The sequence below is a fragment of the Bradyrhizobium sp. CCBAU 21365 genome (assembly GCF_015291305.1).
Taxonomy (GTDB): domain Bacteria; phylum Pseudomonadota; class Alphaproteobacteria; order Rhizobiales; family Xanthobacteraceae; genus Bradyrhizobium; species Bradyrhizobium elkanii.
The window spans coordinates 6877430-6900024 of sequence record NZ_CP030036.1 but is presented as its reverse complement, the minus strand read 5'-3'; the positions used below and the strand labels follow the sequence as shown (position 1 = coordinate 6900024).

Annotated in this window: 23 protein-coding genes; 17 read left to right on the top strand and 6 right to left on the bottom strand. The window is 64.0% G+C overall.

Features of this window, described 5'->3' with window-relative positions:
* Positions 1-34: 34 nt before the first annotated feature.
* The 6 genes from XI02_RS32545 to XI02_RS32520 all read left to right on the top strand — a co-directional run bounded on the left by XI02_RS32545 (position 35) and on the right by XI02_RS32520 (position 7510).
* Positions 35-1225: an MFS transporter gene (locus XI02_RS32545; protein WP_018273066.1), complete on the top strand. Its 1191-nt coding sequence runs from the start codon at positions 35-37 to the stop codon at positions 1223-1225.
* 204 nt (positions 1226-1429) lie between these two features.
* Positions 1430-2974 (top strand): SUMF1/EgtB/PvdO family nonheme iron enzyme, encoded by a 1545-nt coding sequence (locus XI02_RS32540; RefSeq protein ID WP_172647372.1) that lies wholly within the window; start codon positions 1430-1432, stop codon positions 2972-2974.
* A 37-nt stretch (positions 2975-3011) separates the two neighbouring features.
* Entirely contained in the window at positions 3012-3437 is a 426-nt protein-coding gene (locus XI02_RS32535; protein WP_016848375.1) for a DUF4399 domain-containing protein, read from the top strand.
* 157 nt (positions 3438-3594) lie between these two features.
* Entirely contained in the window at positions 3595-4341 is a 747-nt protein-coding gene (locus XI02_RS32530; RefSeq protein ID WP_244981060.1) for a transporter substrate-binding domain-containing protein, read from the top strand.
* A gap of 427 nt (positions 4342-4768) precedes the next feature.
* Positions 4769-5587, top strand: coding sequence for a formate/nitrite transporter family protein (locus tag XI02_RS32525; RefSeq protein ID WP_016848373.1), 819 nt, complete (start codon positions 4769-4771; stop codon positions 5585-5587).
* A 186-nt stretch (positions 5588-5773) separates the two neighbouring features.
* Positions 5774-7510: a bifunctional protein-serine/threonine kinase/phosphatase gene (locus XI02_RS32520; protein ID WP_172647374.1), complete on the top strand. Its 1737-nt coding sequence runs from the start codon at positions 5774-5776 to the stop codon at positions 7508-7510.
* Positions 7511-7663: 153 nt separating this feature from the next.
* Here the strand turns inward: XI02_RS32520 and XI02_RS32515 are convergent, their stop codons facing one another.
* Positions 7664-8458, bottom strand: coding sequence for an extracellular solute-binding protein (locus tag XI02_RS32515; protein WP_172647375.1), 795 nt, complete (start codon positions 8456-8458; stop codon positions 7664-7666).
* A gap of 238 nt (positions 8459-8696) precedes the next feature.
* Positions 8697-9920, bottom strand: a complete 1224-nt coding sequence (locus XI02_RS32510; RefSeq protein ID WP_172647376.1) for a polyhydroxyalkanoate depolymerase — start codon at positions 9918-9920, stop codon at positions 8697-8699.
* A gap of 174 nt (positions 9921-10094) precedes the next feature.
* On the opposite strand from XI02_RS32510, the gene XI02_RS32505 reads away from it, so the two are divergent.
* The 3 genes from XI02_RS32505 (at position 10095) to XI02_RS32495 (ending at position 11675) form a co-directional block, all read left to right on the top strand.
* Positions 10095-10751: a glutathione S-transferase gene (locus XI02_RS32505; RefSeq protein ID WP_016848369.1), complete on the top strand. Its 657-nt coding sequence runs from the start codon at positions 10095-10097 to the stop codon at positions 10749-10751.
* Positions 10752-11072: 321 nt separating this feature from the next.
* Entirely contained in the window at positions 11073-11507 is a 435-nt protein-coding gene (locus XI02_RS32500) for a cupin domain-containing protein (protein WP_016848368.1), read from the top strand.
* A 30-nt stretch (positions 11508-11537) separates the two neighbouring features.
* Positions 11538-11675 (top strand): hypothetical protein, encoded by a 138-nt coding sequence (locus XI02_RS32495; protein ID WP_016848367.1) that lies wholly within the window; start codon positions 11538-11540, stop codon positions 11673-11675.
* Between the two features lie 90 nt (positions 11676-11765).
* Here the strand turns inward: XI02_RS32495 and XI02_RS32490 are convergent, their stop codons facing one another.
* On the bottom strand, positions 11766-11990 hold the full coding sequence (locus tag XI02_RS32490) for a hypothetical protein (protein WP_016848366.1): 225 nt from the start codon (positions 11988-11990) through the stop codon (positions 11766-11768).
* A gap of 195 nt (positions 11991-12185) precedes the next feature.
* Between XI02_RS32490 and XI02_RS32485 the strand changes: the two genes are divergently transcribed.
* Positions 12186-12536: a hypothetical protein gene (locus XI02_RS32485; protein WP_172647377.1), complete on the top strand. Its 351-nt coding sequence runs from the start codon at positions 12186-12188 to the stop codon at positions 12534-12536.
* 198 nt (positions 12537-12734) lie between these two features.
* Here XI02_RS32485 and XI02_RS32480 read toward each other — a convergent pair whose 3' ends face one another.
* Complete coding sequence (locus tag XI02_RS32480; protein WP_172647378.1) at positions 12735-13838, bottom strand: mandelate racemase/muconate lactonizing enzyme family protein; 1104 nt, start codon at positions 13836-13838, stop codon at positions 12735-12737.
* Between the two features lie 223 nt (positions 13839-14061).
* On the bottom strand, positions 14062-15303 hold the full coding sequence (locus XI02_RS32475) for an ABC transporter substrate-binding protein (protein WP_172647379.1): 1242 nt from the start codon (positions 15301-15303) through the stop codon (positions 14062-14064).
* Between the two features lie 238 nt (positions 15304-15541).
* On the opposite strand from XI02_RS32475, the gene XI02_RS32470 reads away from it, so the two are divergent.
* From XI02_RS32470 to XI02_RS32460, 3 genes are all read left to right on the top strand, one after another.
* A complete protein-coding gene (locus XI02_RS32470) occupies positions 15542-16381 on the top strand; it encodes an AraC family transcriptional regulator (RefSeq protein WP_172647380.1) in 840 nt (279 codons plus the stop codon).
* Between the two features lie 210 nt (positions 16382-16591).
* A protein-coding gene (locus tag XI02_RS32465; protein ID WP_085967191.1) for an IS5 family transposase occupies positions 16592-17355 on the top strand; the annotation gives its coding sequence in 2 pieces (ribosomal slippage) (positions 16592-16927 and positions 16930-17355; 762 coding nt in all).
* A 209-nt stretch (positions 17356-17564) separates the two neighbouring features.
* On the top strand, positions 17565-18854 hold the full coding sequence (locus XI02_RS32460; protein WP_018269112.1) for an IS4 family transposase: 1290 nt from the start codon (positions 17565-17567) through the stop codon (positions 18852-18854).
* A gap of 46 nt (positions 18855-18900) precedes the next feature.
* On the opposite strand, the gene XI02_RS32455 is transcribed toward XI02_RS32460, so the two are convergent.
* Positions 18901-19911, bottom strand: a complete 1011-nt coding sequence (locus XI02_RS32455) for a polyprenyl synthetase family protein (RefSeq protein ID WP_026193158.1) — start codon at positions 19909-19911, stop codon at positions 18901-18903.
* Positions 19912-20046: 135 nt separating this feature from the next.
* Here XI02_RS32455 and XI02_RS32450 point away from each other — a divergent pair, with 135 nt between their 5' ends.
* From XI02_RS32450 to XI02_RS32435, 4 genes are all read left to right on the top strand, one after another.
* Complete coding sequence (locus XI02_RS32450) at positions 20047-20274, top strand: DUF2007 domain-containing protein (RefSeq protein WP_026193157.1); 228 nt, start codon at positions 20047-20049, stop codon at positions 20272-20274.
* The gene (locus tag XI02_RS32445) at positions 20267-21094 is read left to right on the top strand and encodes a tRNA1(Val) (adenine(37)-N6)-methyltransferase (RefSeq protein ID WP_080586147.1); all 828 of its coding nucleotides are present in this window, start codon (positions 20267-20269) and stop codon (positions 21092-21094) included. Before XI02_RS32450 ends, XI02_RS32445 begins: the two co-directional genes overlap by 8 nt.
* Before the next feature lie 245 nt (positions 21095-21339).
* Positions 21340-22251 (top strand): S49 family peptidase, encoded by a 912-nt coding sequence (locus XI02_RS32440; protein ID WP_172647381.1) that lies wholly within the window; start codon positions 21340-21342, stop codon positions 22249-22251.
* 116 nt (positions 22252-22367) lie between these two features.
* A complete protein-coding gene (locus XI02_RS32435; RefSeq protein WP_026193154.1) occupies positions 22368-22559 on the top strand; it encodes a hypothetical protein in 192 nt (63 codons plus the stop codon).
* The last annotated feature ends 36 nt before the right edge of the window (positions 22560-22595 follow it).

The following is a 22595-nucleotide window of genomic DNA, read 5'->3' as shown; positions in this document are numbered from 1 at the left end:
CGAGCAATTGAAGAATCGCGTGAGAGACGTGCCGATGAACGGTCCAAGCAACAGTCCCAGCCGGGTGATCACCTTCGTCAACGCGGCCCATTTCATCGATCACTACGCGATGCTGATTTTCGCCGCCGCCGTCATCATCATGGGCCCGGCGCTCGGCATGGCCTATTCGGAACTGCTGCCCTATGCGACCCCGGGCTTCATCGCCTTCGGCGCCGGCTCGCTGGTCACGGGCTGGCTCGGCGACCGCTGGAGCCGCCGCCACATGATGGTGATCTTCTTCGTCGGCATCGGCCTGTCGATGATCTCGGTCGGCTTCGTGCAGACGCCGCTGCAGCTCGGCGCCGCGCTGCTGGCGATCGGCATCTTCGCCTCGATCTATCATCCGGTCGGCACCGCGATGATCGTGTCCTATGCCGAGAAGCTCGGCGCCCAGATGGGGATCAACGGCGTCTGGGGCAATCTCGGCGTCGCCTCGTCGGCGCTGGTCACCGGCGTGATTGGCCAGTATCTCGGCTGGCGCTGGGCGTTCATCGTGCCCGGCACGGTCACCGTGCTGATCGGCATCGTCTTTGCGATGACGGTGGTGCATGAGGACCGCAAGGGCTCCAGGCAGGCCGCAGCCCAGGTGCGGGTCGCCAAGGAGGACATGTGGCGGGTGGTGCTGTCGCTGCTGATCGTGGTGATCGCGATCTCCACCACCTTCAACGCGGTGACGGTGGCGCTGCCGAAGCTGTTCGCCGAACGGCTCGCCGATCTGACCAGGAGCCCGGCGCTGCTCGGCGTGATCGCGGCCGGGGTCTATGTGTTCGGCGCGATGACGCAGTACACCATCGGCAAGCTGCTCGACAGATATTCGCTGAAGACGGTGGCGCTGCCGCTGTCGTTCCTGCTGGCGCCGTTCCTTTATCTGGCGGCGAGCCTGTCCAACCTGCCGCTGATCGTGGTCTCGATCGGCATCGTGATGGGCGCGTTCGGCCAGGTCACGGTGAACGATGCCATGGTCGGCAAGTACACCACCGAGGAATGGCGCTCGCGCGCCTATGCGGTGCGCTATTTCGTCGGCTTCACCGCGGCCGGCGCTTCCGTCGGCCTGGTGGCCTGGCTGTACGACCAGGGCGGCTTCTCGATGATGCTGCGCGCGTTCGCGGCACTCTGCCTGCTGGCGATCGCGGCCGCGATCATCCTGCCGCGCGAGATCCGCACCCCGGCCACGCAGGCGGGCTGACACGGGGCGTTTTGCGCCATCTGCCGTTGAGGCAATGCGTGCGCCGACCTGCGGTGCGCCGCTCGGGCACCGCCGGCAAACCGTGACCTGGTCACGGTTCGCCAACTTTGTTCCAACCCGAAGGTGTGGTAAGTTCAAACGGGCCTCGGGGACGAAGGCGCCGATTGCGCCGCGAACACGTGATTGTGGAGCAGCCAGAGCGCCATGGGCGAAATTCGCGACTTCAAGTCAGGCCGGTCACAGTCCGACAATACACAGCCGCCCGGCACTTCGATGCCGCGGCGCCTGGCGGCGATCGTTGTCGGCGATATCGCCGGCTACAGCCGGCTGATGCAACTCGATGAAGAGGGTACGCATACCCGCGTCAAGCGGGCCGAGCGCGATCTGATCGAGCCCACCATTGCCGAGCACCATGGCAAGCTGGTCAAGACCACCGGCGATGGTTTTATCGCGATATTCGACAGTCCGGTCGAAGCCGTCCGGTGCAGCATCGTGATTCAGCAGAACATGATCGGCCGCAACGCGGCGATCGCGAGAGATCGCTGGATCGAGTACCGGATCGGCGTCAACCTCGGCGACGTCATCATCGAGGCCGATGATATCTATGGCGACGGCGTCAACGTGGCTTCGCGCCTGGAAGGGATCGCAGCGCCGGGTGAAGTCTTCATCTCCGGCGGCATCTACGAGCAGATCAAGCACAAGATGGTCTGCGGATACGAATCGCTCGGCGACCGCAAGGTCAAGAATATCACCGATCCGGTCCGGGTTTATCGCGTGCTGCCGGACGCCGCCGCGTATCAGAGGACACGCAGGCGCCGCGAGTCCATTCTGCTCACGCTGCTCGGATTGGCGATCGCGATCATCGCGGGTGGCGTGCTGTGGTATCTGCTCGCCCAACCGCGCGGCAAGCCGGCCGACGTGGTACAGGCGCCTCCGTCACCGACGGCATCGCCTGCCGTCCAGCCGCCGGCACCAAGCCCGGCTCCGACGCAAACCGCAAGTCCGACCCCGGCGGCGCCGACGCAGCAAGCGTCGCCTCAACCCGCGCCCTCCGCGAGCCCGACCCCGGACCTGCCGGAACCCGAACTGGTCTTGCTTCAAGCTGGCAGCTTCTCGATGGGAAGCAATGACGATCCTTCCGAGCGGCCGATCCGCCGCGTGACGGTCAAGCCGTTTGCCATGGGCAAATATCCGGTGACGATCCGCGAATGGAATGCCTGCGCGGCGGCCAAAGCCTGTGGCTTCACGGCCAGCGGCAAGGACGACGTTCCGGTCACCAATGTGAGCTGGAGCGATGCGAAGCAATATGTGACCTGGCTCGCCGAGCGCACCAAGAAGCCCTACCGGCTTCCGAGCGAAGCCGAGTGGGAATATGCGGCGCGGGGCGGGACGCAATCGAAGTACTGGTGGGGCGACCAGATGCAATCGGGCCACGCCGGGTGCAAGGATTGCGGCGGCGACAGTGCGGCCGAGCAGCCGGTCAAGGTCGGCAGCTACAAGCCGAATCCGTTCGGCCTCTACGACATGGGCGGCGGGGTCGATCAGTGGGTCGAGGATTGCTGGCACAGGAATTACCAGGGCGCGCCGACCGACGGTGCGGTCTGGTCCGCCGGCGACTGCGCCTCGCATGTCATCCGCTCCGGCTCGTGGAAGAATGACGCACGCTATGTGCGTCCGGCCAATCGCGATAATTACGACACCAATGTTCGTTATCCGACCCACGGTTTCCGGGTCGCGCTGTCTCCCTGAGCGGTCATCCCTGATCGCCGGGCTTCATGGAGGGGCTATGAAAACTGCAGGCTTGATCATGCTCGCTGCGGCACTGACGCTGTTCGCCGCCCCGGCCGTCGCGCAGAACAAGCCGGCCGGCAAGGACACCAAGCTGTATTTCATCTGGCCGCGTGACGGCGCCAAGCTCAAGAGCCCGTTCTGGTGCCGCTTTGGGTTGCGCAACATGGGCGTCACCCATGCCGGCGACGACTACCCGAACAGCGGCCATCACCATCTTCTGATCGACGTCAATGAGCCGTTGAACCCGAATGAGCCGATTCCGTCGGACAAGTCTCATCTGCACTTCGGTGCGGGCCAGACCGAAACGCAGCTCGATCTGGCGCCCGGCAAGCACACCCTGCAGTTGGTGCTGGGCGACGCCAAGCACTATCCATTCAGCCCGCCGGTCGTCTCCGAAAAAATCACCATCCGGGTCAGATAGGCCGATACGGATAGCTCCCTTGCGAGAACCGGCGCTTGCACAAGGCCGCGCCGTGCGGTTTGTTGCGCGCCTGCCGGACAGCGAGATTCGGCGTGGAGGACGTCTGATGTCGTCTCGACTGCTGCGTCTGGCTGGCCTCGTTCTGGGAGTGATTGTCATGGCCACATCAGCGGATGCCGACGCCTTGAAGGATCAGATCGCGCCGACCGGAAAGCTCCGGGTCGCGATCGCGATCAGCCCGGCCGGCGGCGCGTTCTGGTCGAGCAAGACCGAGAACGGCTATGCGGGCGTTCCCGTCGATCTCGGCCGCGAGATGGCGGCGCAACTCGGCATCCCCGTCGAATATGTCGTGCATCAGAATTCCGGCCAGATCACCGACGCGGCGGCGAAGAGCACCTGGGACATCACCTTCCTGCCCAAGGATCCCGAGCGCGAGACCAAGATGACGTTCGGGCCGATCTATGAGGTTGCCGACGCCACCTATATCGTCAAGCCCGGCTCGACGATCACGAATTTCGCCACACTCGACCAGGACGGCGTCAAGGTCGCCGCCGTCAATGCCACCACCACGATGCGCGGCGCGATCGCCCATCTCAAGCACGCCAAGGTCACGGGCTATCAGACCTATGACGAGATCTTCAATCTGCTGAAGAGCGGCGAGATCGACGCCTTCGCATTGTCGCGCGATCAGCTCAATGCGATGGCGAAGAAGATCCCGGGCACGCACGTGCTGGACGAGACCTTCAAGCAGACCGTCACCGCGGTCGCGGTGCCGCTCAACCATCCGCTCGCCGCGGCCTTTGCCACCGGGTTCATGACCGAGGCGATCGCCAACGGCACGTTGCGCAAGGCCTATGACAACAACGGGCTGAAGGGCTCGCCGGTCCGCACCGAGGTGAAGTGACCTAGCGGTGCTTATCGACTCTTTCCCCGTCACCCCCGCGCAAAGGCGAGGCCTTTGCGCGGGGATGACGGGGATGGAGAGATGCGCATCCTCTGGGCGACAACTGGGCATGCTGCATAATTCCGCGCCATCGTGCCGGCCGGTTCCTGCGTTGTCTGCCTAACTCATTGTATTAAAATGAATTTCAGGCCTGACGCCAGCGTCTCCGCTTGGCATATGCATTGCTTGTGATTGCACCAGTCAATGACGACTGCCGTTCTCCGGATTGCCGAGGCCAGTGCTGGCCGAGGCGAGGGGATCAAGGCGCCCGGCCCGGGCGTCTCGTGCAATCGTTGCAGCCCCATTTCCCCGGACGAGCATTTCAACCAACCCGCGTCGCTTCCGGCAGGCAACCGGCGCGGCCGAATTGCGCAAGGGGATTTTACGAATGGCCTATCTCGCTCCGTCCGAATTCGTCACCAAGATGGTGGATGCCGGCGAATCCAAGATCTTCATGTCGACCCGAGACACCGTGATCCGCGCCTATATGGCGGGCGCGATCCTCGCACTGGCCGCCTGGTTCGCCGTGACGATCAACGTCAATACAGGTCAGCCGCTTGTCGGAGCATTGTTGTTTCCGGTCGGCTTCGTCATGCTCTATCTGCTGGGCTTCGATCTATTGACCGGCGTGTTCGTGCTCTCGCCGCTCGCGCTGCTCGACAAGCGCCCCGGCGTCACGCTTGGCGGCGTCCTGCGCAACTGGGCTCTCGTCTTCATCGGCAATTTCGCCGGCGCGCTCACGGTGGCGTTCATGATGGCGTTCGTGACGACGTTCGGCTTCACGCAGGAGCCCGACAAGGTCGGCATGACCATCGGCAACATCGGTGAGGGGCGGACGCTGGGCTACGCGGCGCATGGCGCGGCGGGCATGGCCACGCTGTTCATCCGCGGCATGCTCTGCAACTGGATGGTCTCGACCGGCGTCGTCGGCGCCATGATCTCCACCACGGTGCCCGGCAAGGTGATCGCGATGTGGATGCCGATCCTGGTGTTCTTCTACATGGTATTCGAGCATTCGGTGGTGAACATGTTCCTGTTCCCGTCCGGACTGATGCTGCATGCGAAGTTTTCGATCATGGACTACCTGATCTGGAACGAGATCCCGACCGTGCTGGGCAACCTCGCCGGCGGCCTCGCCTTCACCGGGCTCACGCTCTACACCACGCATGTGAAGACGGCGCCGAAGCGCCAGCGCCTCGCGGCTTGATCCTGGCCGGCTGGAGCATGATCCGGAAAAGTGTGAAGCGGTTTTCCCTCGCGACAAACGCGCAGCGTTTGCGCGGAGATCATGCTCAGACAAGAAGCCAAAGCGCGATGACGATTCAACATAATCTCATCGCGCTTTGGTTGGGCTCTCCTGTCGCGGAGGGCCCCATTCGCTTTGGGACGGTCGATGCCGCGCGCGCTGAAAATATCGGTCGGGCAATTCTCTGATCAGGGCCGCAAGGACGCCAATCAGGATTTCCACGGCGCCTTGATCCCCGAGGAGCCGCTGCTCGGCCTGAAGGGGATCGCCGTGGTGCTCGCCGACGGCATCTCCTCGAGCAGCGTCGGCCGCATTGCCGCCGAGTCCGCGGTCAAGAGCTTCCTGACCGACTATTACTGCACCTCGGAATCCTGGTCGGTGAAGAGCTCGGCGCAGCGCGTGCTGGAGGCGACCAATTCCTGGCTGCACGCGCAGACAAGGCGCAGCCAGAATCCCTACGACAAGGACAAGGGTTACGTCTGCACGCTGAGCGCCCTGGTCGTCCGGTCGAACACGGCGCATCTGTTCCATGTCGGCGACTCGAGAATCTACCGCGTCGCCGGCAACAGCCTCGAACAACTGACCAACGACCACCGCGTCGTGATCTCCTCGCAGCAGAGCTATCTCGGCCGCGCGCTCGGCGTGAACCCGCAGCTCGAGATCGACTACCAGGCTCTCCCGCTCGAGCGCGGCGACGTCTTCCTGCTGGTGACCGACGGGATCTACGAGCATGTCCCGGCGCGGCAGCTGGCGGAGGCGATCAAAGACGGCGCCGCCGATCTCGATGTTGCCGCGAAGTCGATCGTCGAGCAGGCCTATGAGAACGGCAGCCCGGACAATCTCACCGTGCAGATCGTCCGGATCGACGAATTGCCCGACGCCGATGCCAGCGAGGTGTTCGGCCAGCCGGCTGAACTGCCGCTGCCGCCGCTGCTCGAGGCGCGGATGCTGTTCGACGGCTATCGCATCGTGCGCGAGCTGCACGCGTCGCACCGCAGCCACATCTATCTCGCTGTCGACGAGGACAGCGCCACCACGGTCGCGATCAAGATCCCCTCGATCGACCTGCGCGACGATCCGGCCTATCTGAAGCGCTTTGTGATGGAAGAGTGGGTCGCTCGGCGGATCGACAGCCCGCATGTGCTGAAGCCGTTTCTGCCGCAGCGCAAGCGCAACTTCCTCTACGTCACGATGGAATATATCGACGGTCAGACCCTGACGCAGTGGATCACGGACAATCCCGCACCGGCGCTGGAGACGGTGCGCGACATCACCGAGCAAATTGCAAAAGGGCTGCGCGCCTTCCACCGCAAGGAGATGCTGCATCAGGACGTCAGGCCCGACAACATCATGATCGACAGGACCGGCACGGTGAAGATCATCGATTTCGGCTCGACGCGGATCTCGGGTGTCGCCGAGGCGGTGCCGGCGGGCGTCGAGGATATTCTGGGCACCCAGCAATACACCGCACCGGAGTATTTTTTGGGCGAGGGCGGCACCGCGCGCTCCGATCTGTTCTCGCTCGGCGTCGTTACCTACCAGATGCTGACGGGACGCTTGCCCTATGGCGCGCAGATCGCGCGCGCACGGACGCGATCCGATTTCAACCGGCTGGTCTACCGACCGGCCGCGCATGGCGGCCGCGACGTCCCGACCTGGGTCGACGGCGCGCTGGAGCGGGCCGTGCACGCCAACCCGCTCAAGCGCTACGAGAGCTTTTCGGAGTTCTTGTTCGACCTGCGCAATCCCAACGCGAAATATCTGACGACGTCATCGACCCCGCTGATCGAGCGCAACCCGGTGCTGTTCTGGAAGTCGACCACGCTGCTGCTGGCGCTGGTCGTGGTACTGCTGCTCGCCTACGGCGCGCATCATTTGCGGTAGGGAAAACCAAATCCGCCGGCCTGTGCCCGTCACCCTGAGGAGCGCGCTCTTGCGCGCGTCTCGAAGGGGCGACGACCACCAGCCGGGCCGTGCATCCTTCGAGACGCGCTACGCGCTCCTCAGGATGACGGAGATAGAGTTGGCGATGCCTCGCTAATGCGTCGCGCCGGCGGCGATCGGATCGAGCCCGCTCCTGACCAGCGCGTCGCGCGCATCTGATGAGGCGAGGAAGCTGATCAGCGCCTTGCCGGCCTCACGCTCCTTAGAAGCCGTCGCGATCCCGGCGGAAAACACCGTGATCTTCTGCAACGGCTCCGGCAATGGGCCGACGATGTCGATGCCGGACACCGGCTTCAGCTCGGAGATCTGCTGCAGGCCGATCTCGGCCTCGCCCTTGGCCACGATCTCGCCGACCGGGGTCGCCGGGATCATCCGCGCCTTGTCCTTCATCTGATCGGCGATGCCGAGCTTTGCGAACATCTCGGTCGAGACGTAGACGCCGCTGGCGCTGTCGGAATAGGCGATCGATTTCGCCGCCAGCAGCGCCTGCTTGACGCTGGCGGCCGAGCCGATGTCCGGCTTCGCCGCGCCGGATTTCACCGCGATCCCGATCGGCGACTTCACGAGGTCGACGCGGCTATCAGCCACCACCTTGCCCTGCTTGATGAGATCGCCGAGCGCATAGCCGACCATGATCAGCACGTCGGCCGGCTCGCCGCGCTCCAGCCGTACCGGAATGGCATTGGTCGTCGTGCCCATCGACGGCCCGAAGGCGGTCACCACCTTGTGCCCGGTCTTGCGCTCGAACTCCGGCACGAGCACCTTGTAGGCCGCCGTCAGCCCGCCCGAGATCATGACATGGACTTCGGCGGCGGATACGGCTGAGGTGAAGGCGAGGGCGCCGATGACGGCGAGCGTGAGGGCACGGAAGGCGGTGGCGGCTCGCATGGAGTTTCTCCCTGGACGATTCTTCGGAAGCGGGTCGTCGTGGCCGGGGAGACTACTGCTTGAGGGGATGCGTGGCTAGCCGCAGCGTCTTTGCGAGGTGCGCAACGATGCAGATGGAGCAGTGTCGGAAGGCGAGACTTCGTAGCCCGGATGAAGCGGAGCGAAATCCGGGACCGGCTTCTCCGTGGAAACACCTTCCCGGATTGCGCTTCGCTTCATCCGGGCTACGGGGAATCTCTCACGAATTCACATGCACGAAATCGCGCAGCAGCGGGTAGATCTCGTTGTTCCAGCGCTTGCCGGAAAACACGCCGTAATGGCCGACGCCGGCCTGCATGTGATGCACCTTGCGATAGGTGCGGACCCCGGTGCAGAGGTCTTGCGCGGCGAGCGTCTGGCCGATCGAGCAGATGTCGTCCTTCTCGCCTTCCACCGTCATCAACCCCATGCGCCGGATTGCCGCCGGGTTCACCGGGCGGCCGCGATGCATCAGCATGCCCTGTGGCAACAGATGTTCCTGGAACACATCGCGCACCGTCTCGATGTAAAACTCCGCCGGCAGGTCCATGACCGCGAAATATTCGTCGTAGAAGGTCTTGATCACCTCGGCCTTGGCGGTCTCGCCCTTGGCGAGATGGTCGGCGAGATCGATATGCTGCTTGATGTGCCGCTCCAGGTTCATAGACACGAACGCCGTGAGCTGCACGAAGCCGGGATAGACCTGACGCAACGCGCCCTTGCACTGCATCGGCACGTAGTTGATCAGATTGTCCTCGAACCATTTGATCGGCTTGCTCTTGGCGAATTCGTTCACCTTGGTCGGCTGGATCCTGGTGTCGATCGGCCCGGCCATCAAGGTCAGCGAGGCCGGCCGCGCCGGATGATTGTCTTCCGACATGATCGCGGCGGCCGCCAGCGCCGACACCGAAGGCTGGCAGATCGCCACCATATGCGCGCGCGGGCCGAGCTGGCCGAGGAAGTCGATCAGATGGTCGGTGTAGTCCTCGAGCCCGAACCGGCCCTCCTTGCGCGGGATGTCGCGCGGATTGTGCCAATCGGTGATGTAGACGTCGTGGTCCTGCAGCAGCGTCTTCACGGTGCCGCGCAGCAGCGTGGCAAAATGCCCGGACATCGGCGCCACCAGCAACAGCCGCGGCTGCTCCGGGCCGTCCACCTTCCTGAAATGCAGCAGCGAGCCGAACGGCGTGGCATAGGCGACCTCCTCGGTCACCTCCAATTCCCTGTTGCCGACGGTCACGCTGCCGATGCCGTAGTCGGGGCGGGCATAGCTCAGGCTGGAGCGCGAGATCAGCTCGAGCGCGGCCGCGAGCCGACCGAACGTCCGGTCCGACGCGCCGCGCGGCACCAGATTGAGATAACGCAATGCCGCGGCGGCGCCGGTCCGCCACGGCGCCGTGAGGTCCATATGGTTCTGATAGGCCTGGTACAGCATTGACATCATACGCATCCACCCGTGGCCGGGCTTGCCATGCAATATCGACGCCAGAGGCGGGGCTGGCCGCCCGGCAAATTGGCACGTGGCTTGCTGCAAAAACCGATGGCGCCGGGTGCGCGGCGGCTGAACCGGCGCGCGATGTCCGGGAGCTGAGGACGCGTTCAGGCGTGAGGGACCGATATGGCGAAAGCGACACTCACCATCAGCAGCAAGAATTACTCCTCCTGGTCGCTGCGCGGCTGGCTGCTGGCCAAGTTCGCCGGGCTCGAGTTCGAGGAGGTGGTCACCGCGCCCGACGACCCGTCCGCCCGCGCCGAGCTACTGCTGCTGTCGTCCTCGATCCTGGTGCCGTGCCTGCGCCACGACGGTGCGACGGTCTGGGACACGCTGGCGATCGGCGAGTATCTCAACGAGCTCATGCCGCATGCCGGGTTGTTGCCGGAAGACCGGATCCGGCGCGCGCATTGCCGTTCGATCTCGGGCGAAATCCATTCCGGCTTCACCACGCTGCGGTCGTCGCTGCCGGTCAATCTCAAGGGCCATTTCCCCGGCTTCAAGATCTGGTCGCGGGCGCAGGCCGACATCGATCGCGTCTGCACCATCTGGCGCGATTGCCTCGGCACGTCGGGCGGTCCGTTCCTGTTCGGCGAACGCCGCACCATGGCGGACGCGATGTATGCGCCGGTCGTGACCCGATTCATGACCTATGACGTCAAGCTCGAGCCTGCGCTTGCGGTGTATGCCAGCACCATCATGACGATGCCCGAGATGCAGGAATGGATCGAGGCCGCGAAGGCGGAGCCAGCCGACGTCGAGGAGCTCGAGGTCGAATATTAGGCAGCGCCCGGCCCGGCCTGCCTGCATCGGCGGCTCAAGCACGAGGCAAGCCTTGCTCAATGGACGTGCCGTCGGCACCGGGCTCCGGCCATGCGCGACGGACGCGCGCGACAGCCACTGAGGCGCAAATTCGCGCCTCGCTCCAATTGCTTCCGCGGCGATATCAGCGCATGGCGAGACGGTTCGCCGCAGCCCAACCCGGCTGGCAAGGATTTCGCATGGCAATGACCGAGCTGTGACCGCGACGATGCGACGCTGCCGAAAATTTGGACGCTGAGCCGCGCCGCGATCTCGCGAACACGAGAACCGTGGAGGCTTGAAATGAACCAGCACGCCGTCGTCAGCAAATTCTCCCACGTCAAACCCGGTGACACCGAGTTCAAGGGCGGAGGTCTGCGCGACTTCTTCCTGTATCGCGATCTTGGCATCGCCGATGCCACCAGCGGGCAGGTGATCTGCCATCTGGTCAAGGCCAATCCCGACATGCCGCCGGAGCAGGGCACCGGCTGGCACAAGCATCTGTGCGATTTTCAGATCGTCATCATGACCAAGGGCTGGGCGCGCTTCATGTACGAGGACAAGGAGACGCTGGTCGAGGCCGGCGACGTCATCCATCAGCGTCCCGGCATCACCCACTACCTGTTCGATTACTCGAAGGACATGGAATACCTCGAGATCGTCAGCCCCGCCGATTTCAAGACCGTGGATGTGCCTCCGGCGACCGAAACGGTGCCGCCGATCACGCCTTGGAAATGATCGTCAGGGGGACAGAGAGGAGGGATCGCGATGTCGTCTGCGGAGGAGTTAACCTTTGTTATCGGCCGCTGGCTGCGGCCGATCGTCATGCTTCTGTATGTGGTGCGCAGCCTCGGGCTGATGACCACATCTAGCCGTGAACAACGCAGTACGCTGCTCGATCAATGATTCGGACGCGGTTCGTTCCACCCGCGTTCCAAATCTTAAGACACGGCGCGCGCGCGTCGCGTTTTGAAACAGCGCGCGCCGATGCCGGCCTCAGGCGATGCCCGCCTGCTTCTCGCGCGGCATCCGCCAGGCGATGACGTTGGCTTCCAGCGCGCCGCCGGTGGTGTCATTGCGCCACTGGCCGTTGACGAAGCGGCAGGCGAACGGCAGCTGATACGTTCCGCTATGATCCTCACAAAGCACTTCCACGCGCTGTTCCGGCGCAGGTTCGCCATTGCCATCGAATTGCGCCAACCGTTTTTCGCGCGTTGCCATGCGATCTGTCTCCACTGCCCAAGGTCGAGCCAAAAGGGATCGAACCAAACAAGTTCCGAAGGCCCCCGTCCCCACGAGTAGTCCCCGTAATGGGTGAAGCACACCGCTCGAATGCGGTTTCAGTGTGGTATGTCTGCCTTGCTTTCAGCGTCGCGAGCACAAAACTGTGAATGACGCACTTGCCTGGAGACGCCGATGACCGCTCGTTTTGTTCTCGTCTTGCTGGCGCCGCTTGCACTCGGCGTCGCCGCAACCGCGCATGCGCAGGACGTTCCCGGCATCGAGATCTGCACAGTCGAGAAAACCATGGAGCGGCGCACGAGCTGTCTGCAGAGCAATGTCGATTTCCTGCAGAAGACGATCAACAAGCTCACATCGGATCATCAGCAGAAGCTCGACGCCGCCAACCGACAGATCGCGAGCTTGCAGAAGCTCGTCACCGATCTGCGGGCCGAGCAGGTCAAGCTGACCGAGGATATGAAGAAGAAGGCCGACGCGCCGCCGGCGAAGGATGCCGCGCCCGCCGCGAAGGACGGGACGAAGTAGCAAAGGTCGATCTGCGAATTGTCTCGCCTCTCCCGCTTGCGGGGCAGGGCAATCGCCTATGATTTTTCCGCACCGTCATGCCCGGGACAAGCCCGGGCATGACAAGTTTGCGCGAACATCGATCGCCTCAAGCTCCCAGATGCGATTGCCCAACGCAAGCGGGAGAGGGGATGCACTGCCTTCGCGGCGCGGCTCGACTCACGCCACCCGATACTGCTCCATCACGTCGCGATCCGGCTCGTAGCCGAGGCCGGGGCCTTGCGGCACGGCGACATGGCCGTTGGCGTCGACGTCGATGCGGTCGCCCCACAGGCAGGCGGGACGCTTCATGAAGAACACCTCGATCAGCCCCGCGTCGCGGATCGCCATCAGATGCAGCGTGGCGAGGAAGCCCGGCCCGAAATAGGGCGAGTGCGGAATCACCTGGACGCCGAACTCGTCGGCGAGGACGGCAACCCTCAGGAATTCGGTGATGCCGCCGACCTTGATCACCGAGGGCTGCGCGTGACTGACCGCGCCCGCGGTCATCATCTGGCGGAATTGATGCACGGTGCAGGCGTTCTCGCCGGCCGCGATATCAAGCCGGCCTTCTCTGCGCACCTCGGCGAGTGTCGCAAAATCCTCCGGCGGCCAGACCGGCTCCTCCAGGAACAGCGGCGCGGCCTGCTTGCAGTCGCGCGCGAACTGGATCGCCGCGGGTCCGTCCAGCGGGCAGTTCATGTCGACCATCAGCGGCACGCCGGGGCCGATCGCCTCGCGCGCGGCGGCCACCGCAGGCACGGTGGTCTCGTGCAGCTTGATCGCGGAATAGCCCAGCTTGATCGCCTTCTTGCATTCGGCGGCGATATGCGCCGGATTGCCGATCCGCATCAGGCTCGCATAGGCCGGGATCGTGCTCCGCTTCGCGCCGCCGATCAGTTGATGCAGCGGTACGCCCTTCACCTTGCCGGCGAGATCCCACAGCGCGATGTCGAGCGCCGAGATCGCAAACATCGTGATGCCGTAGCGGCCGAACAGATGCAGGTTGCGCTGGATCTGCTCCATCGCGGCGGGGATGCTGGCGGCGTCAGGCACCTCGAGGCCGCGGGCCTGCGGCGCGATCATCTCGGCCACCGCCGTGCAACTCGTCTTCGGGCAGACATAAGCGAAGGCGTCGCCCCAGCCGGTGAGGCCGGCATCGGTCGAAACCTCGACCAGCACCATGTCGAGCGCCGAGATCGCGGAGGCTCCCTGGCGGAAGCTCGCGGGCCCGGCGTCATAGGGAATGCGGATATGGTGGGCGCGGACGTCGGTGATTTTCATTGTTGTTGTCCTTCCGATCGCAGGATGTGCCTGGAATTCGTGGTGGCCGGACACTTGAGCCTGAAGAACGACGTCGCTTCGGCTGGTCTGGGTTCCGGCCATCGCAAATCTTGCTTGTAACGAGTCTTGCTTGCGACAAATCTTGCTCGTGAATCATGTCGAAGACGTGGATGCCCGGCGCGCGGCCGGGCATCACGAACCGCAAAGTTGTGGAGGAAAGCCCTCAACTGCTCTTCTCGCCGCTCATGATAGGGCCGAACCGCTCCCAGCTCTCGCCCTTGAAGCGCATCATCTGCAGCTGCTCGATCGGCGCATAGTCGTCCGGCCCGGTCTTGATCTTGGTGCCGGGCAGATAGATGCCGATCTCGAAGTTGAGGCTGGCCGCCTGCTTCATCAGGTTCTCGCGGGTAAGATTGTCGCCGCATTGCCGCAGCACCTGCTCGAGCCCCTTGGCGACACCGTAGCCGAATACGGTCGCGGCGTCGTCGAGGTCGCCTTCGGGATACCACTTGGTCATGAAGGCGCGCCACTCGGTCATCGCCGGATCGTTCTTCCACTCGGTATCCTTGGGATCCTTGAGATACGCCGTGGACAGCACGCCCTGGCTCGCTTCATAGCCGGCCGGCTTCATCACGCCGCCGATCGAGCCGGAGACGTTGGTCAGGAACTGCACCGGATGCCAGTCGAGCTCGGCGGCTTTCTTGATCGCCTGCGCCGCGAATTTCGGCGTTGCAATGTTGACGAAGATGTCTGGGTTGGCGCCCTTGATCTGCACGATCTGCGAATCCACCGTCGGTGACGAGGTCTCGTAGGAGGATTCGACGACAATCAGCTTCTTGGCCTGGTCGCCGAGCCCGTCGTGGAGGCCGATCAGATAGTCCTTGCCGAAATCGTCGTTCTGATAAAGCACGCCGATGGTCTTGCCCGGATAATTCTGCAGAATGTACTTGGCATAGATGCGCGCTTCGACCTGGTAGCTCGGCTGCCAGCCCATGGTCCACGGGAAGTTCTTCGGATCGTTCCACTTGGCCGCGCCGGTGGAGACGAACAGCTGCGGCACCTTCTTGGCGTTCATGTATTTCTGGATCGCGGTATTGCCCGGCGTGCCCAGCGGATTGAAGATCAGGAGCACCTCGTCGCTCTCGACCAGCTTGCGGGCCTGCTCGACCATCTTCGGCGGCGAGTAGGCGTCGTCGTAGGAGATGAAGTTGACCTTGCGGCCGTTGATGCCGCCTTCGCTGTTGAGCTTGTTGAAATAGGCGGCTTCGGTCTTGCCGATCGTGGCGTAGGCGGACGCCGGACCGGAATAGGGCATGATGTTGCCGACCTTGATATCGGTGTCGGTTGCGCCCGGATCGTATTTCTTCTGCGCGTTGGCTGCGCTTGCGACGGCGATCGTCAAAAGCCCCGCAAGCGCCGCGGACTTGACGCAGTTGGCATAGCTCAAGCGTTGGTGGTGCATCATTGTCCTCCCTGACATGCTGGCCGCGGCTCTTGCAGTCTTGATTATCGGGCAGCTTGATGAGCCGTCGGATCGATGCGTCGGCGAGTATGCACGATTGCAACATTGTTGCCAGCGACGGCTTTGCGGGTAAATTTCCGTGGAGCGGAACCGCAGTTTCGCCGCCGGGCAGCAAGGACTGTCAAATGCCGCGCGCGGCAGCCGTGCATGATGGCCGAGCTTTGCAGGAAAGCCGTGATCCATGAATCCAGCCCAGAAGGCGCTCTGGTACATCGAAAGCCATCTCGGCGCGCCGCTGACGCTCGACGAGATTGCCGCCGTTGCGGGCGTCTCGCGCTTCCATCTGGTGCGGGCGTTCGCGGAGGCGACCGGGTTCTCGGTGATGCGTTATGTGCGGGCGCGCCGGCTCAGCGAAGCCGCGCGCCAACTCGCGGCCGGTGCGCCCGATATTCTCAGCCTCGCGCTGGATGCGGATTACGGCTCCCACGAAGCATTCACCCGCGCGTTTCGCGACCATTTCGGCGTCACGCCCGAGACGGTGCGCGCGACAACGTGCCTGACGACGCTCAATCTCCAGGAGCCGATCACCATGATCTCGACAGCTCTCGATCACATCGATCCGCCGCGCATTGCCACCGGAAAGGCGTTCCTCGTCGCCGGCATCGGCGAGCGTTACAACCACGACAATGGCAGGGGTGCCGGCATTCCGAAGCAGTGGCAGAGTTTCCACCAGCAATGCGCGCACATCCCCCGTCAGGTCGGCAACATCGCCTATGGCGTCTGCTGCAACGGCGACGATGCCGGCAATTTCGACTACATCGCCGGCGTCGAGGTCGCCGATTTCTCCGACCTGCCGCGCGAGTTCGCGCGCGTCCGGATTCCCGAGCAGAAATACGTCGTGTTCACCCACGCCGACCACATCTCGACCATCCGCCGCACCGTCAACACGATCTGGAATCGCTGGCTGCCGCAATCCGGCATGAAGGTCGCGGACGCGCCGAACTTCGAGCGCTACGACGAGAAGTTCGACGCGAGCACCGGCAATGGCGGGCTGGAGATCTGGGTGCCGGTGAAGGAGTAGCGGGCGCCGGTGCAGCAAACCCTGGTGTCGTCGCTGCGAAAGCAGGGACCCATAACCACCGATGCTGCTTGTGCGATGTTGGAACGACGAGTCCGCGTCACAACTTCGGCCGCAAAGTATGGGTCCCTGCTTTCGCACTAGGTGGTGTGGACTCTAAGGATTCCCTTTTAGGACCAAATCAGATTCAAGACTGCTTTTGGGGAGGCAGTCTTGGGCGTGATGGATCGTTTGGTTTTGAACGACGCGGCGTGGGAGCGGATGGCGCCGTTGATCATAGGCCGGCCGGACCAGAAGGGTTCGACCGGCCGCGACAATCGGATGTTCGTGGAAGGGGTGCTGTGGATCGTGCGTACGGGCTCTCCCTGGCGTGATCTTCCGGAAGCGTTCGGAGATTGGAACAGCGTGTTCCGGCGCTTCAGTCGATGGAGTGCCAAAGGCGTCTGGTGGCGGATTTTTGAGGCGATGTCTGATGATCCGGACTTCGAATATCTGATCGTCGATTCCACCATCGTCCGCGCCCACCAGCACGCTGCCGGGGCCAAAAAAGGGGGTCTGAAGATCAGGCGCTCGGCCGCTCGCGCGGTGGTCTGAGCACGAAGATCCATCTGGCCGTTCGGGGGTTGGGATGCCCCGTGCGGTTCACCCTCACCGCAGGCCAGAAGGGCGATGCACCGCAAGCCGCCGCGTTGATCGAGGGATTGCCTGCCGAGGTCGTCATGGGCGATACGGCCTATGACGCCGATCACTTGCGCCAAGCCATCGCTGCCAAAGGCGCGCTTGCCGTCATCCCCAACAACCCGTCACGCGCGCTCAAATATCCGCTCGACAAGCATCTCTATGCCCAGCGCCATCTCGTGGAATGCTGCTTCTCAAAGCTCAAGCAATTCCGCCGTGTCGCAACCCGCTTCGAAAAGACCGCTCGAAATTATCGGGCGGTCGTCACCCTCGCAGCCATCATTCTCTGGCTGCGGTAAGTGTCCACACCACCTAGAGCATGCACGTATTTGGTGCGGCGGATTGACTCGGGATGGAGACAGGGGATTCCAGAATCGGCGATCCGTGTGATTTCTATTGCGACGCTCCAGGTTGGACGGGGGTGTCGGGTGTTGTTACGAATTGACTGGACGTTAGGACGGTTCGGGGATCGTCGTCTCGATAAAGGGGGGCGGCGCTCGTCGAACGCATGGTTGCGGGCAAGACGGTCTGCCTGCGGCGGCTTTCCAGGGGTGATCGTGCGCTGGAGGTGCGGTTCAACCGCTTTCTCGGCCACGACAAGGTGACGGCGGAGCGGATCATCGAAAGCTGGGGCGACAGCACGGTTGCCGCGGTAGAGGGCCGCCATGTGCTGGCGATCCAGGACACCAGCGAGATCCACTTCAACACCACGCCGCAACGCCGGCGCGGGCTCGGCGAAATCGGCAAGGGCAATAACCACGGCGTGCTGCTGCATCCGCTGCTGGCCGTGGATGCCGACGATGGCAGCTGTCTTGGACTTTTGAGTGGGCAGGTATGGACGCGCCAGGGGCGTCGCACCACGACGCATGACGCACGTGACTTGTCTGACAAGGAATCGCAACGCTGGATATCCACCGCCATTGCGGCCAAGCCGCTGCTCACCGCTGCCGGAACGGTGACGGTCCTCGGTGATCGCGAGAGCGATATCTTTGCCCTTTATGCCAGCTCGGCCGAGCAGCACTTCCATGTCATCGCGCGCAGCATGCATGATCGCAAGCTTGCCGACCGCACCGGCCTGTATGAGGCCACCGACGCCATGCCTGTGGTGGATCGGAGGGCGATCCAACTGCCTGCGCGCGCGGCGCGACCGGCACGTCAGGCCCATCTCGAACTCCGCTTTGGCGCAATCGAGCTTGCCCGCCCGCAGAGCAAGTTCCTGCGCCATTTGCCGAAAAGCTTGCCGCTGGCGGTGGTCGACGTGTGCGAGATCAATGCCGGGCCCGGCGCAGAGCCGCTGCACTGGCGTCTGATCACCTCTCACGAGATCGCCACCGTCGACGACGCCTGGCGTATCGTCGAATGGTACAAGCAGCGCTGGATCATCGAGCAGTTCTTCCGCGTCCTGAAGACGCAAGGCCTCAAGCTCGAAGACAGCCAGATCGGAACCGCCGATCGTCTCCTCAAACTGGTCGCTATCGCCGCCAAGGCAGCCGTCATCACCATCCAGCTTCTGCAAGCGCGCGATGGCGGTCAGCAGCCCATTCGCGTTGCCTTCAACGACAACGAGATCAACGCGCTTGCCGCCCTCAACCGGCAACTCGAGGCCAGGAGCAAGCGACTGAAAAACCCACATCCGCCCGACAGCCTCACCTGGGCAGCCTGGATCATCGGCCGCCTTGGCGGTTGGGACGGCTACCCGTCGTCTAAACCTCCAGGCCCCATCACCTTCAAAAATGGCCTCGAATACTTCCTGGCCGTCGCAGCAGGATGGAGCCTCAGAGATATGTGCATGCCCTAGTGCTTTCGCAGGGACGACACCGTCTTGTTGCTCGCGAGTGCCAAGATCAATGCGAGCGCGCCAGGCAGAACGCGACGACCTCTTCCAGCGCCGTCTTCATCGGCGAGGGCGGGAACAGCGCCAGCGCGTCGACGGCCATCGCGCCGTAGTGCTGGGCGCGGCTGATGGTGTCTTCGAGGGCGCGGTGCTTGGTCATCAGCCCGATCGCGTGGTCGAGGTCGGCGGATCCGATCTCGCCGCGCTCGAGCGCGCGGATCCAGAACTTGCGCTCGGTGTCGTTGCCACGGCGGAAGGCGAGCACCACCGGGAGCGTGATCTTGCCCTCGCGGAAATCGTCGCCGACATTCTTGCCGAGTTTTGCGGATTTGCCGCCATAGTCGAGCACGTCGTCGACGAGCTGGAAGGCGATGCCGAGATTCATGCCGACCGAGCGGCACGCGGTCTGCTCGGCCTTCGGACGGTTGGCGATCACGGGGCCGACCTCGCAGGCCGCGGCAAACAGCTCCGCCGTCTTGCCGCGGATCACGGCGAGATATTCGTCCTCGGTGGTCGCGGTGTTCTTGGCGGCGGCAAGCTGCATCACCTCGCCCTCGGCGATGGTGGCGGCGGCGGCGGAGAGGATGTCGAGCGCGCGCAGCGAGCCGACCTCGACCATCATCCGGAACGCCTGGCCGAGCAGGAAGTCGCCGACCAGCACGCTGGCCTCGTTGCCCCACAGCATCCGCGCGGACAATTTGCCGCGGCGCAACTCGCTCTCGTCGACCACGTCGTCATGCAGCAGGGTCGCGGTGTGCATGAACTCGACCGCGGCGGCGAGCTTGATATGGCCGTCGCCGGAATAGTCGGCGAGCTGGGCCATCGCCAGCGTCAGCATCGGGCGCAACCGCTTGCCCCCGGAGGAGATCAGGTGGTTGGCGACCTCGGGGATCATGGTGACCTCGGAGCCGGTCCGCGAAAGGATCGTCGCGTTGACGCGCTCCATGTCGGCGGCGACAAGTCCCACCAGCCCGTCGATCGAAGCATTGGACGGGCTTTCGAAGGGTACAATAACCGCCACGCTGGTCTCCAATTTTGCCGAATACGCACTATGCTCAGCTATAACAATAGAAACTGCGCGGTGCAGCGGCAAGGCCATCAAGTTATTGACATGTGGCGCAAGTGCCGCACAGGCGGGGCGACAGGAGAGCGTATTTTGCGGGAATTGGTACGGACCAATGACATGGTGCTGGTCTCCGCCATCGGCGCGCTGCTCGACAGCGCTAACATCCACCATCTGGTGCTGGACCAGAACATGAGCATCATCGAGGGCTCGCTCGGCGTGCTGCCGCGGCGGATCCTGGTGCATGAGGACGACAACCACGAGGCCCGCCAGCTCCTGACCGATGCCGGCCTCGGCCACGAATTGCGGGCCGATGACTAGAGCGTTTTCAAGCGAAGTGGACCCCGGTTCGCGTGAAGAAAACGCGTCAAAAAAGGAGTCTCCGGCCGCCGGGATCACCGAAGACGGATTTCTCGGCGGCCAATTGCGCCTGCGGCAACCCCGCAGCGGCCACCGCGCCGGCCATGACGCGATCCTGCTCGCCGCGGCGACGCCGGCACGCCCCGGTGACCGCGTCGTCGATCTCGGCGCCGGTGTCGGCGCGGCCGGACTGGCGGTGGCGCGGCGGGTGAGGGGGATCGATCTCGTTCTGGTCGAAATCGACCCGGCCCTGGCCGAGCTTGCGCGGAATAATGCCGGCACCAACGCGATCATGGCGGAGGTGATCGTGCTTGATGTCGAAGCCGGCGCCGCGGCCTTCGATGATTCCGGCCTCGGGCCCGATAGCGCTGACGTCGTGCTGATGAACCCGCCGTTCAACGATCCGTCGCGGCACCGCGCCTCGCCGGACGGTGTGCGCGAGCGCGCCCATGTCGCGACCGCGACCACGCTGGCCGGCTGGGTTCACGCGGCGCGGCGGATTCTCAAGTCGAACGGGCAGCTTGCGCTGATCTGGCGGGCCGACGGCATTGCCGAGGTGCTGGCCGCGCTGGACCGCGGTTTTGGCAGTCTCGAGATCCTGCCGGTTCACGGCGACGGGACGTCGCCAGCGATCCGAATCCTGGTGCGGGCGACCAAGGGCGGCCGGGCACCGACGCGGCTGCATGCCGCACTGCTGCTCAATGAAGAGTCAGGCGTGCCCAATAAATGGGTGCAGGAGGTGTTGGCTGGGAAGGGGGAATTGCCGCTGGCGCGGCGCTAGCGGGCAGGGCGCTGCCCACGTCGTCAGAGGCACTAAATCACTGCGAAGCCGTTTCCGACTGGCGGTCCGGCGTGGACGTGAAGTGGATCGCCGCCAGGAGTGTACCGATCAGCAAAATCAGCAGATAGATTTTCATGAGTCCCTCTCCGCCCGCGCATTGCAGCCCCAATGACAAAATGCAAAACGCGTTCCACGGATTCCAATGACAGTGGCGTGATAAAAAGTGGTTAATTCGAGGTAACGGCATGAGTGAACAAATAAGTGATCACGCTGGACGTTCGGGACTGCTCGAACGCGTGCAGGCAGTATTGCCGGCGCGCTTCAGGCGCGGCGCGGCCGTCGTGCCGGTGGTGCGGCTGGCAGGCGTGATCGGCGCGGTGACGCCGTTGCGGCCCGGCATGACACTCTCCGGCGTCGCCAAGATGCTGGAGCGCGCCTTTGGCACGCGGAATGCCAAGGCGGTGGCGCTGGTGATCAATTCGCCGGGCGGATCGCCGGTGCAGTCGCGGCAGATTTATTTGCGCATCCGGCAACTCGCCGCCGAGAAGAAGCTCCCGGTGCTGGTGTTCGTCGAGGATGTCGCGGCCTCCGGCGGCTACATGATCGCCTGCGCGGGCGATGAGATCTATTGCGACCCGTCCTCGATCCTCGGCTCGATCGGCGTCGTCGGCGGCAGCTTTGGCCTGGAGGGGCTGATCAAGAAGATCGGGGTCGAGCGCCGGCTCTATACGGCGGGCAACCACAAGGCGATGCTCGACCCCTTCCTTCCCGAGAACCCCGACGACGTCGCCCGGCTGAAGGCGATCCAGCGCGAGATCCATGCGATCTTCATCGCGCTGGTGAAGCAGAGCCGCGGCGGCCGCCTCAACGGCGCCGACGACGTGCTGTTCACCGGCGAATACTGGGCCGGCGATACCGCGATCGGTCTCGGGCTCGCCGATGGCATCGGCGACATCCGCTCCACGCTGCGGGCCCGCTATGGCGACAAGGTGCTGACCCCGGTGATTGCGCCGGCCAGCGGCTTGCTGTCCGGCCTGCTGGGCCGGCGGGCGCCGGGGGCGGGGTCGATGGCGGCGCTGGATGGGCTGGCCGCGCTGCCGGACGAGGTGATCTCGGCGCTGGAAACCCGTGCAATTTGGGCCAGATTCGGGCTGTGAACACAGGGATGTGAGCGCGCCATTTAGTCCCAAAACCGCGATTGCGGCGCAGGCCGCCTTGCGCGAGAATGCCTGTCATTGGGGGCCTGACAGACGTGAACGACAAGGATCGACCGATGCCGCCGCTGATTGCATTCGCAGGCGTCTTGGGAAGCCTGGCCGTGGTCCGCTGGGCGTACAAGACGGCCGTCCGGATCAACCAGGAACTCGAAGAGGCGCGATTGTCCCGTGTGGCCGAGGCCACCCGCGCGGGCGAAATCAAGACCCTGCGCCGCGACCCCGTGACCGGGGCCTATCGCCCGGGCTAACCAGCTCTAGAATCCGCAAAATGGCGGTGCCGGATT